Here is an 11,334-nt window from a genome sequence, read left to right as displayed (position 1 = left end):
AGGCGGGGTTGTTTTGGGGGGGGGGGGGTTCCTCTGGATCCCCCCCCAGCGCACCGGGAAACCGGGCCCGTCCCAACGTCCGGCGGGAATGCAGTACGTTCGCGGTATGCCCCAGCCCGTGAAGCCCGCCCGCGCGTCCTCCACCACCGCCCAGCGCCGTCGAGTTCGCCAGGAACTGGCCGCCGCGGCTATGCACCTCTTCGCAACCCAGGGGTACGACGAGACCACCGTCGACGAGATCGCCGGTGCCGCCGGGGTCGCGCGCCGGACGTTCTTCCGGCACTTCCGCTCCAAGGAGGAGGCGATCTTCCCCGACCACGACGACACCTTGGTGCGCGTGGGTCAGGTGCTGGACTCCGCCGAGCCCCACGAGCATCCGCTCGACACGGTGTGCCGCGGCATCACCGAAGTGCTGCGCATGTACGCCGAGGCTCCGGAGGTCTCGGTGGAGCGCTACCGCCTGACCCGCGAGATCCCGATCCTGCGGGAGCGCGAGATCGCCTCGGTGGCCCGCTACGAGCGACTGTTCACCCGCTATCTGCTGGGCCACTTCGACGAGGGCGCCCACCGCGACGGTGACGACGACCCGCTGCTGGCGGAGGTCGCCGCGTCCGCCGTCGTCGCCGCCCACAACCATGTGCTGCGGCGCTGGCTGCGCGCCGGAGGCAAGGGCGACGTCGAGGCGCAGCTGGAGCACGCCTTCGAGGTGATCAAGCAGACCTTCGGCACCGGCATCGGCCGGCGCCCCTCCCCCGCCCCGGTGATCGCCTCCACCCAGGGCGAGGTCGTCGTCGCCGTGGCGCGCACGGACGCCTCGCCGGCCGAGGTGATGCGGACGATCGAGAAGGCCCTGAAGGGCGCGTAGCCGCCCGCACCCACGCCCCGAGCACGAACCGCCGAGGCCGCACGTCCCTGGCCGCCGGTGTCGGCGGTGGGCAGCCGGCCCGTACCTCCGGAATCGCGCAGCACGGCCGCCCGGTCCCCCTCACCCAGGGCCGCAGACCCCGGGCGGGCCTGAGGCCGGCCGCGTGCCTGAGCGGCGCCCCGGCACCCCTCGGCGCCCCAGGGCCCGCCACAGCAGCACCCCGGCCCCGCACCCCGGGTCCGTCGTACCGCGCCCCTGGCCACAGCGTCGGGACGCCTTTTTGTGATGCTCAAATGTGCGGCCGTGATGTCATCTGAGAAGAATTGTTGGCACGCAGTGTCTTGCGGGATGGCACGCGGTGCCATACTGTGAGTTAAGTCCGGGCGGGCGGCGTGCCGGCTTGGTCGTTCGCCGTCTGTCCCCAAGGCCCGGGCGCCTGCGTCACAGGCACCGACCGCGTCACTCGCGCTCCGCACCATCCGCCGCAACCGCCACGGACAGCCGCAGCACCGCCGAACCGACGGCGCCACCCCCAGCACTCCTCCCGACGTCCCCCAAGCGTTCCTACGTCGCGCTTCGCCGGAGGCATCTCGTGAAGGACATCCTCGACGCCATCATGGCGTCCGAAAACACGGCCGCGGACCTCGCGGCGCTGCCGCTGCCCGAGTCGTATCGCGCCATCACCGTCCACAAGGACGAGGCCGGCATGTTCGAGGGCCTCGACACCCGCGAGAAGGACCCGCGCAAGTCCCTGCACCTGGACGAGGTGCCCGTACCCGAGCTCGGCCCGGGCGAGGCCCTGGTGGCCGTCATGGCCAGCTCGGTCAACTACAACTCGGTGTGGACCTCGATCTTCGAGCCGCTGCCCACCTTCGGCTTCCTGGAGCGCTACGGCCGGCTCTCCCCACTGGCCAGGCGGCACGACCTGCCGTACCACGTCATCGGTTCCGACCTGGCGGGCGTCGTGCTGCGCACCGGGCCCGGAGTGAACCTCTGGAAGCCCGGCGACGAGGTCGTCGCGCACTGCCTGTCCGTCGAACTGGAGTCCGCGGACGGCCACAACGACACGATGCTCGACCCCGAGCAGCGCATCTGGGGCTTCGAGACCAATTTCGGCGGCCTCGCCGAGATAGCGCTGGTCAAGTCCAACCAGCTGATGCCCAAACCCAGGCACCTCACCTGGGAGGAGGCCGCGGCCCCGGGTCTGGTCAACTCCACCGCCTACCGCCAGCTGGTCTCCCGCAACGGCGCCGACATGAAGCAGGGCGACAACGTGCTGATCTGGGGCGCAAGCGGCGGCCTGGGCAGCTACGCGACACAGTTCGCCCTGGCCGGCGGCGCCAACCCGATCTGCGTGGTGTCCTCGCCGCGGAAGGCGGAGATCTGCCGCCGCATGGGCGCCGAGGCCATCATCGACCGCACCGCCGAGGACTACCGGTTCTGGAAGGACGAGCACACCCAGGACCCGAAGGAGTGGAAGCGCTTCGGCAAGCGCATCCGCGAGCTGACCGGCGGCGAGGACGTCGACATCGTCTTCGAGCACCCGGGGCGCGAGACCTTCGGCGCCTCGGTCTACGTCACGCGCAAGGGCGGCACCGTCGTCACCTGCGCCTCGACCTCGGGCTACAACCACACATACGACAACCGCTACCTGTGGATGTCGCTCAAGCGCATCGTCGGCTCGCACTTCGCGAACTACCGTGAGGCGTGGGAGGCCAACCGCCTCGTCGCCAAGGGCAGGATCCACCCCACGCTGTCGAAGACCTACCGCCTGGAGGAGACCGGCCAGGCCGCCCGCGACGTGCACCGCAACGTGCACCAGGGCAAGGTCGGCGTGCTGGCGCTCGCCCCCGAGGAGGGCCTCGGCGTCCGCGACGAGCAACTGCGGGCCAGGCACATCGACGCCATCAACCGCTTCCGGAACGTCTGAGACCGGGAGGGACCATGAACGAGCGTCGCAAGGACCGTCCGTGGCTGATGCGGACGTACGCGGGGCACTCCACCGCCGAGGCGTCCAACGCCCTGTACCGGCGCAACCTCGCCAAGGGCCAGACCGGCCTGTCGGTCGCGTTCGACCTCCCGACGCAGACGGGGTACGACCCCGACCACGTGCTGGCCCGCGGCGAGGTGGGCCGGGTCGGGGTCCCGGTCGCCCACCTCGGCGACATGCGCCGGCTCTTCCAGGACATCCCCCTGGAGGAGACGAACACGTCGATGACCATCAACGCCACCGCCATGTGGCTGCTCGCGCTCTACCAGGTCGTCGCCGAGGAGCAGGGCGCCGACGTCACCCGGCTCCAGGGGACGACCCAGAACGACATCGTCAAGGAGTACCTGTCGCGCGGGACGTACGTCTTCCCCCCCGGCCCCTCGCTCCGGCTGACGACGGACATGATCGCGTACACGGTCCACCACATGCCCAAGTGGAACCCGATCAACATCTGCAGCTACCACCTGCAGGAGGCCGGGGCCACACCGGTGCAGGAGATCGCCTACGCGATGTCCACCGCGATCGCCGTGCTCGACGCGGTCCGCGAGCGCGGCCAGGTGCCGCAGGAGCGCATGGGCGACGTCGTCGCGCGCATATCCTTCTTCGTCAACGCGGGGGTCCGCTTCGTCGAGGAGATGTGCAAGATGCGGGCCTTCACCCGCGTCTGGGACACGATCACCCGCGAGCGCTACGGCATCGAGGACCCCCGGCAGCGCCGCTTCCGGTACGGGGTGCAGGTCAACTCGCTCGGGTTGACGGAGGCGCAGCCGGAGAACAACGTCCAGCGCATCGTGCTGGAGATGCTGGCCGTGACCCTGTCCAAGGACGCCCGGGCCCGCGCCGTGCAGCTGCCCGCCTGGAACGAGGCGCTCGGCCTGCCGCGCCCCTGGGACCAGCAGTGGTCCCTGCGCATCCAGCAGGTCCTGGCCCACGAGAGCGACCTGCTGGAGTACGGCGACATCTTCGACGGCAGCCACGTCGTCGAGGCGAAGGTCGGCGAGCTCGTCGAACGGTCCCTCTCCGAGATCGCGCACATCCAGGAGATGGGCGGCGCCATGGCCGCCGTCGAGTCCGGCTACCTGAAGGCGCAGCTGGTCTCCTCGCACGCCGAGCGCCGGGCACGGATCGAGTCCGGCGAGGAGAAGGTCGTCGGTGTCAACTGCTACGAGGCGACCGAGCCCAGCCCCCTCACCGCCGACCTGGGCGGCGCCGTCATGACCGTCGACCCGCAGAACGAGGCAAGGGTCGTCGCCGCCCTCCACGACTGGCGCGACCGGCGGGACGAAGTGCGGGCGCAGCGGTCGCTGGAGGCGCTCAAGGCGGCGGCTGCCGGCACCGGCAACCTCATGGAGGCCACCGTGCAGTGCGCCCGGGCCGGCGTCACCACGGGAGAGTGGTCCTGGGCGCTGCGCGACGTCTTCGGCGAGTTCCGCGCCCCGACCGGCGTGGGCGGCGCCCCTGTCGCGGTCACCGCCGAGCCCGGCACACCGCTGGCCGAGGTCCGCCGCAAGGTGGCGCTCACCGCCGGCGAGCTGGGCGCCGGCAAGCTGCGCCTGCTGGTGGGCAAGCCCGGGCTGGACGGCCATTCCAACGGCGCCGAGCAGATAGCGGTACGGGCCCGCGACGCCGGCTTCGAGGTCGTATACCAGGGCATCCGGCTGACCCCCGAGCAGATCGTCTCGGCGGCGGTCGCCGAGGACGTCCACTGCGTCGGGCTGTCGGTCCTCTCCGGCTCGCACGCCGAGCTCGTGCCGGACGTGCTGGACCGGCTGCGCAGGGCGGGAGCGGGCGACGTGCCGGTCGTCGTGGGCGGCATCATCCCACCCGCGGACGCGGCCAAGCTGGTCGAGTCCGGCGTCGCGGCCGTGTTCACGCCGAAGGACTTCGCGATCACCGGGATCATCGGCAGGATCGTGGACGAGATCCGCAGGGCCGGCAAGCTGGACCCGCTGGAGGTCGCCGCCTGAACACGGCGGCGAACATCCGTACGGAGCCGTACGAACCCGTTCGACACCCCGGAGGCGCAGCAAAGATGCAGTTCGGCCGTACGTATGAAGAGTTCGAGGTAGGAGCCGTCTACCGGCACTGGCCCGGGAAGACGGTCACCGAGTACGACGACCACCTCTTCTGCCTCCTGACCATGAACCACCATCCGCTCCACATGGACGCGAACTACGCCGAGAAGACCACCGACTTCGGGAAGAACGTGGTCGTGGGGAACTACGTCTACTCCCTGCTCCTCGGCATGTCGGTGCCGGACGTCTCCGGCAAGGCGATCGCCAACCTGGAGGTCGAGTCGCTCAAGCACGTGGCGCCGACCTTCCACGGCGACACCATCTACGGCGAGACGACCGTGCTGGACAAGTGGCCGTCGAAGTCGAAGGACGACCGCGGGATCGTCCAGGTGGAGACCAGGGGCCACAAGCAGGACGGCACCCTGGTGTGCGTCTTCCGCCGCAAGGTGCTGGTCCCCACCGCCGGCTACGTCAAGGAACGCGGCGGCGAGCAGCCCGGCCGCCCGTCCGTCTCCCCCCGTCCCGACGTGAACGCCTAGGAGGCAGCAGACATGAGCCGACTCGCTCAGACCGACGGGCTGACCGACGTCCAGCAGGAGATCCTCTCCACGGTGCGCAGCTTCGTCGACAAGGAGATCATCCCGGTCGCGAACGAGCTGGAGCACCGGGACGAGTACCCCACCGACATCGTCGAGGGCCTCAAGGATCTCGGCATCTTCGGGCTGATGATCCCGGAGGAGTACGGCGGGCTCGGCGAGTCCCTGCTCACCTACGCCCTGACGGTCGAGGAGATCGCCCGCGGCTGGATGAGCGTGTCGGGCATCATCAACACGCACTTCATCGTCGCCTACATGCTCAAGCAGCACGGCACCGACGAGCAGAAGGAGTACTTCCTGCCCCGTATGGCCACCGGCGAGGTGCGCGGCGCCTTCTCGATGTCCGAGCCCGGCCTGGGCTCCGATGTCTCGGCGATCCGCACCAAGGCCGTCCGGGACGGCGACGACTACGTCATCAACGGCCAGAAGATGTGGCTGACCAACGGCGCCACGTCCAACCTCGTCGCGGTGCTGTGCCGGACGGACGAGGGCCTGCCGGAGAGCGCGGCCCCGCACAAGTCGATGACGACCTTCCTCATCGAGAAGGAGCCCGGTTTTGGGCCCAACCCGACGGTGAAGGGCCTCACCGTCCCCGGCAAGATCGAGAAGATGGGCTACAAGGGCGTCGACACGACCGAGCTCGTCCTCGAGGATGTGAAGGTTCCGTCACATCGCGTCCTGGGCGGCCGCAGCGGCCGCGGCTTCTACCAGATGATGGACGGCGTCGAGGTCGGCCGGGTCAACGTGGCCGCCCGCGGCTGCGGTGTCGCACAGCGCGCCTTCGAACTGGGGATCGCCTACGCCCAGCAGCGGCACACCTTCGGCAAGCCGATCGTGCAGCACCAGGCCATCCAGTTCAAGCTTTCCGAGATGGCCACCAAGGTCGAGGCGGCCCACGCCCTGATGGTGAACGCGGCCCGCAAGAAGGACTCCGGCCAGCGCAACGACCTCGAGGCCGGCATGGCGAAATATCTCGCCTCCGAGTACTGCAAGGAGGTCGTGGAGGACGCGTTCCGCATCCACGGGGGCTACGGCTTCTCCAAGGAGTACGAGATCGAGCGCCTCTACCGCGAGGCGCCGATGCTGCTCATCGGCGAGGGCACCGCCGAGATCCAGAAAATGATCATCGGACGCCGACTGCTCGAGGAGTACCGAATCCAGGGATGAATGTCTGAGTTGCACTACTTTGCGCGACCCCAAGGTCACGCCCAGTCATCAAATATCGGCCACTGACTCGGCTGCTGGCTTGCCCAGTTGCCGGTCCCTGCCGATACCATTCACGGAAAGCCGCCGTCCCCAGCACCATCTTTGCGGCACCCTCCGCTACGAAGGTCTTCCATGCCCCACAGCCATTCCTCTGCACCACGCGACAGCCGGGCCGGCGTACGCCTCGCGCGCGGAGCGTCGCCGTGGCTCCTCCCGACCGTCGCCACCGCGGCGGTCAGCCTGGTCCGCGCCCGCCGTTCCGGGCGCTGGGCGGCCGTGGCCGTCCCCACCACCGCCCTCGCGGCGGGCATGCTGTGGTTCTTCCGCGACCCCGAGCGCGAGATCGCGCAGGGCCGCGTCATCTCGCCGGCCGACGGCGTGGTGCAGAGCATCATGCCGTGGAAGGACGGGCGCACCCGCGTCGCGATCTTCATGAGCCCGCTGAACGTCCACGTGAACCGCGCGCCGCTGGCCGGCACGGTCACGTCCGTGGAGCACATCCCCGGCGGGTTCGTTCCAGCGTTCAACAAAGAGAGCGAGAACAACGAGCGCGTCGTCTGGCACTTCGAGACCGAGCTCGGCGACATCGAGATGGTCCAGATCGCCGGAGCCGTGGCGCGCCGCATCGTTCCCTACGTGCCGCAGGGCACCAAGGTGGAGCAGGGCGAGCGCATCGGCCTGATCCGCTTCGGCTCCCGTGTGGACATCTACCTGCCGGAGGGCGTCGAGCCCGCCGTCGAGGTCGGCCAGACCACCGTGGCTGGGGTGACGCGCCTTGACCGTGATTGATCCCGACACCCAGGCACCGTGGGTCGCCTCGGTGGACGATGACGACGACGATGACATGCCGCTGTCGACGCGGCTGTCGATAGCGGACGGCCTCACCCTCGGTAACGCGATCTGCGGATTCATGGCGGTGTACTTCACCACCACCGGGGTGCTCGTCCCGCATCTGATGGGCAACACCGACGGCGGCATGACCCGGCACAGCGCCGCCACCGCCGTGCTGCTGATGCTCATGGCCTCGGTCTTCGACCTCTTCGACGGGCTCGTCGCGCGCAAGCTGCGCAGCTCTGCGATGGGCGCGGAACTGGACAACCTGTCGGACCTGATCAGCTTCGGCCTGGCCCCGGCCTACTTCGTGGTCGTCTGGGGCCTGATCTCGAACGACGCGTACGGCAAGGTCTCGGCGGTGGCGGCGGTCGTGGTGCTGCTCGCGGTCGTTCTGCGCCTGGCCCGCTTCTCCTGCACGACGGTGCGGGCGGGCATCTTCCAGGGCATGCCGAGCCCCTTCGGGGCGATGACCGTCATTTCGGTCGTCCTGCTGAACCTCCCCTTCATCCCGACGGTGCTGGCCATCGTCGGAGTGGCGTGGCTGATGGTCAGCCGGGTCGAGTACCCGAAGCCGCGCGGCCGGCTCGCGACGATCACGCTCTCCTGGATCGTGCTGAGCATGGGCTGCCTGGTGTGCTGGGCGTTCGCCGTCCCCGGCGGCGACATGCTGCTGCAGACGGGCGCCGCGCTGCAGATCTGCGCGGCGGCGGTGATCCCGCTCTTCGCGACGACCCGCCGGGTCAACATGATCCGCAACAACCGCCGTGAGGCGCGTGCGGCGCAGCTTCCGTAGCCGTACGAAGTCCAGCGGGGCCCCGAGCCGGGAACGGCTCGGGGCCTCTGGCTTTCCCGGCCGGATTCCGGTCAGGCCGCAAGGTCGCGCGCGATGTCCCCGGCGAGGCGTTCCAGCAGCGGCCCGGCCTCCGCCATGCAGCGCGCCGGGTCCGGCTCGAGGCCGGTCAGGGCGTACGCCCGGCGGATACCCGCCGCCGCCAGGGCGGCGGCGGGCAGCGTGAGGCGGCCGCAGACGGCGACCACGTCCACGTCCCGGGCCCGGGCGGCGGCCGCCACACCGGCCGGGGCCTTGCCGTGCAGAGTCTGCTCGTCGAGGGAGCCCTCGCCGGTGATCACCAGGTCGGCCCGCGCCAGGGCCTCCGCGAAGCCGAGCATGTCCAGGAGCACCTGGACGCCGGGGCGGAAGGAGGCACGCAGGCCCACCAGCGCCCCGAACCCGACCCCGCCGGCCGCGCCCGCGCCCGGGGCCTCGGCGGCCGCACCGGCCCCCAGCACCCGCGCGTAGTGGGCGAGCGCGGCGTCCAGCGTCGTGACGTCCTCCCGCGTGGCGCCCTTCTGAGGGCCGTAGACGGCGGCGGCGCCCTTGGGGCCGAGCAGCGGATTGTCGACGTCGCTGGCGAGGACGATCTCGGTCGAGGCGAGCCTCGGGTCGAGGCCGGACAGGTCCGCCGAGGCCAGCCCCGCGAGCGCCGCACCGCCGGGGCGGACGGGCTCACCCCGGCCGTCGAGCAGGCGGGCGCCGAGCGCGACGAGCATGCCGGCGCCCCCGTCGTTGGTCGCGCTGCCGCCGACGCCGAGCACGATGGTGCGCGCCCCCGCGTCGAGCGCCGCCCGCAGCATCTCGCCCGTGCCGAAGGTGGTCGCCGTCAGCGGAGCGAAGACACCCGGCGCCAGGTGCCGCAGGCCCGAGGCCTCGGCCATCTCGACCACCGCGGTGCCGTCGCGCAGCGCGTACGCGGCGGTGACGGGCTCCCCCAGCGGACCGGTGACCCGCACCAGCCGCCGGTCGAACCCCGCGGCGACGGCGGCGTCCACCGTGCCGTCCCCGCCGTCGGCCACCGGCACCGACTCGACGACGAGCCCCGGGGCAGCCTTCCGAAGCCCCGCCTCGAGCCGCTCCGCCACCTCGACGGCGGTCAGCGACCCCTTGAACTTGTCCGCTGCGATGAGCACCCGCACTGGACGTGCGTCCGTCACGTTGATCTCCCTTATGGCCGGTCGCGCCGCCTGAACCCTATCCAGGGCGGCCGGGCGGTACACCGGGGGTACGGGCCTTGCCGTCCTCACCCTCGAAGAAGCTGGATCGCGGCGGGCTCCGCGTACTGCGGCTCTCCCGCCGACAAACGCCCGAAAGGCGCGGGACGAACCCGCACCCGGGCACCGGCAGCCCCCCCAGCACCCACGTGCGCAGCGCAGGCGCTTCGACGGGACGGCGATCAGCGAACTGGCCCGCCGTCCTGTGTCTTTGGTGCCGTAGGGTTTCACGTGTGCGATACATCATTGTGGGAGCGGGCGCCGTCGGCGCGACGATAGGCGGCCGGCTGTACGAGAGCGGTCACGAGGTCGTCCTGGTCGCGCGCGGCGTGCACCTGGAGGCGCTGCGCGAGCGCGGGCTGACTCTGCGGACGCCGGACGGGACGTCGCAGCTGCCCGTCCCGGTGGCCGGCGGCCCCGACGAACTGGCGCTCGGTGAAGGCGACGTCCTGGTACTCGCCGTGAAGACACAGGACACCCAGGCCGCGCTGGACGCCTGGGCACCGGTGGCGGACCGGCTGCCGCTGATCTGCGCCCAGAACGGCGTCGCCAACGAACGCATGGCGCTGCGCCGGTTCCGCGAGGTGTACGGCATGTGCGTGTGGCTGCCGTCGACCCACCTGGAACCCGGCGAGGTGGTGGCCCCCTGCGGGCCGCTGCCCGGCATCCTGCATCTCGGCCGCTACCCCCACGGCACGGACGACCTCGCGCGGGCCGTCTCCGCGGACCTGGAGAAGTCCTCCTTCGGGGCCCCCGTGGTGCCCGATGTGATGCGCTGGAAGTACGCCAAGCTGCTGTCGAACCTCGGCAACGCCGTCGAGGCGCTGTGCGGCGGCGGCTGGGACGACACGGCGGCCGACCTGCTCGACCGGGCGAGGGCCGAGGGCGGCGCGGTGCTCGACGCCGCCGGCATCCCGTACGCGAGCGTGGAGGAGCAGGCGGCGGTCCGCGGAGACCGGGTGAGCCTGCGCGCGGTGGACGGTTTCGCCCGGGGCGGCGGCTCGTCCTGGCAGAGCCTGACCCGGGGCACCGGAAGCGTCGAGGCGGACTGGCTCAACGGGGAGATCGTGCTGCTGGGGCGGCTCCACGGGGTGCCCGCGCCGGTCAACGAGACGCTGCGCCGGCTCACGAACCGCGCGGCACGCGACCGCCGCGCCCCCGGAAGCCTCACGTCGGCGCAGGTGGCCGCCGCCGTCGAGGGCCGCGAGCCCGTAGGTTGGGGCGCGTGACGACTGCTGACTACGCCGCGTACATCGCCGGCCTGCCCAAGATCCTCGCCGGGGCGAGCACGCTCTTCCGCGACGCCGAGGGCCGCATCCTGATCGCCGAGACCACCTACCGCGACGACGGCAGATGGGTGCTGCCGGGAGGCACGATCGAGTCCGCCGACGGGGAGACGCCCCGCGAGGCGGCGCGCCGGGAGACCCTGGAGGAGATCGGGCTGGACGTCGAGCCCGGCGTCCTGCTCGCCGTCGACTGGGTGCACGGGTCCTCGGAGCGGCCGCCGCTGGCCTCGTACATGTATGACGGCGGCGTGCTCGACGCGGCCGCGCTCGGCGCGATCGTGCTGCAGGAGGAGGAGCTGTCCGCCTGGCGGACGGCGACCCCCGACGAGGCCGGGGAGTACCTCTCCCCCGGCCTCCACCGCCGTGTCCTCGCGGCCCTGGCCGCGCTGGAGAACGGCGCCTGGCCCGTCGAGCTGGTCGATGGCCACCCCGCGGCGGCCGCCCAGCGGTCCACCGCGTGATCCGGCGTCCGTCACGGGTTTTCCGCCGGACG

10 protein-coding genes are annotated in these 11,334 nt (G+C 71.2%); 9 read left to right on the top strand and 1 reads right to left on the bottom strand.

Annotated features, from left to right (window positions below; genetic code table 11):
- Nucleotides 1-106 precede the first annotated feature (106 nt).
- The 7 genes from AC3ET4_RS01785 (at nucleotide 107) to pssA (ending at nucleotide 8,299) form a co-directional block, all read left to right on the top strand.
- Nucleotides 107-865, top strand: coding sequence for a TetR family transcriptional regulator (locus tag AC3ET4_RS01785; protein ID WP_431945069.1), 759 nt, complete (start codon nucleotides 107-109; stop codon nucleotides 863-865).
- Between the two features lie 592 nt (nucleotides 866-1,457).
- Nucleotides 1,458-2,795 carry a crotonyl-CoA carboxylase/reductase gene (gene ccrA, locus AC3ET4_RS01780; RefSeq protein WP_431945067.1) on the top strand — a complete coding sequence of 446 codons (1,338 nt, stop codon included), beginning with the start codon at nucleotides 1,458-1,460 and terminating at the stop codon, nucleotides 2,793-2,795.
- A 14-nt stretch (nucleotides 2,796-2,809) separates the two neighbouring features.
- The gene (locus AC3ET4_RS01775; RefSeq protein ID WP_431945065.1) at nucleotides 2,810-4,822 is read left to right on the top strand and encodes a protein meaA; all 2,013 of its coding nucleotides are present in this window, start codon (nucleotides 2,810-2,812) and stop codon (nucleotides 4,820-4,822) included.
- A 65-nt stretch (nucleotides 4,823-4,887) separates the two neighbouring features.
- Nucleotides 4,888-5,409 (top strand): MaoC family dehydratase, encoded by a 522-nt coding sequence (locus tag AC3ET4_RS01770; RefSeq protein WP_431945063.1) that lies wholly within the window; start codon nucleotides 4,888-4,890, stop codon nucleotides 5,407-5,409.
- A 12-nt stretch (nucleotides 5,410-5,421) separates the two neighbouring features.
- Entirely contained in the window at nucleotides 5,422-6,633 is a 1,212-nt protein-coding gene (locus AC3ET4_RS01765; RefSeq protein ID WP_431945061.1) for an acyl-CoA dehydrogenase family protein, read from the top strand.
- 171 nt (nucleotides 6,634-6,804) lie between these two features.
- The gene (locus AC3ET4_RS01760; RefSeq protein WP_431945059.1) at nucleotides 6,805-7,461 is read left to right on the top strand and encodes a phosphatidylserine decarboxylase; all 657 of its coding nucleotides are present in this window, start codon (nucleotides 6,805-6,807) and stop codon (nucleotides 7,459-7,461) included.
- A complete protein-coding gene (gene pssA / locus AC3ET4_RS01755) occupies nucleotides 7,448-8,299 on the top strand; it encodes a CDP-diacylglycerol--serine O-phosphatidyltransferase (RefSeq protein WP_431945058.1) in 852 nt (283 codons plus the stop codon). The genes AC3ET4_RS01760 and pssA overlap by 14 nt, the downstream gene beginning before the upstream one ends.
- Nucleotides 8,300-8,370: 71 nt before the next feature.
- Here pssA and AC3ET4_RS01750 read toward each other — a convergent pair whose 3' ends face one another.
- Nucleotides 8,371-9,474, bottom strand: a complete 1,104-nt coding sequence (locus AC3ET4_RS01750; protein ID WP_431945087.1) for a glycerate kinase — start codon at nucleotides 9,472-9,474, stop codon at nucleotides 8,371-8,373.
- 314 nt (nucleotides 9,475-9,788) lie between these two features.
- Between AC3ET4_RS01750 and AC3ET4_RS01745 the strand changes: the two genes are divergently transcribed.
- Nucleotides 9,789-10,784 carry a ketopantoate reductase family protein gene (locus tag AC3ET4_RS01745; protein ID WP_431945056.1) on the top strand — a complete coding sequence of 332 codons (996 nt, stop codon included), beginning with the start codon at nucleotides 9,789-9,791 and terminating at the stop codon, nucleotides 10,782-10,784.
- Complete coding sequence (locus AC3ET4_RS01740; RefSeq protein WP_431945054.1) at nucleotides 10,781-11,302, top strand: NUDIX domain-containing protein; 522 nt, start codon at nucleotides 10,781-10,783, stop codon at nucleotides 11,300-11,302. The genes AC3ET4_RS01745 and AC3ET4_RS01740 overlap by 4 nt, the downstream gene beginning before the upstream one ends.
- The last annotated feature ends 32 nt before the right edge of the window (nucleotides 11,303-11,334 follow it).

The sequence above is a fragment of the Actinacidiphila sp. bgisy167 genome (genome assembly GCF_057707665.1).
This window is presented reverse-complemented; position numbering and strand designations above follow the sequence as displayed.

Excerpts from the sequence above, each read along its gene's own strand:
- AC3ET4_RS01760 (WP_431945059.1), top strand. The coding sequence starts at position 6,805 with ATGCCCCACAGCCATTCCTCTGCACCACGCGACAGCCGGGCCGGCGTA.
- AC3ET4_RS01770 (WP_431945063.1), top strand. The coding sequence starts at position 4,888 with ATGCAGTTCGGCCGTACGTATGAAGAGTTCGAGGTAGGAGCCGTCTAC.
- AC3ET4_RS01765 (WP_431945061.1), top strand. The coding sequence starts at position 5,422 with ATGAGCCGACTCGCTCAGACCGACGGGCTGACCGACGTCCAGCAGGAG.
- AC3ET4_RS01775 (WP_431945065.1), top strand. The coding sequence starts at position 2,810 with ATGAACGAGCGTCGCAAGGACCGTCCGTGGCTGATGCGGACGTACGCG.
- AC3ET4_RS01785 (WP_431945069.1), top strand. The coding sequence starts at position 107 with ATGCCCCAGCCCGTGAAGCCCGCCCGCGCGTCCTCCACCACCGCCCAG.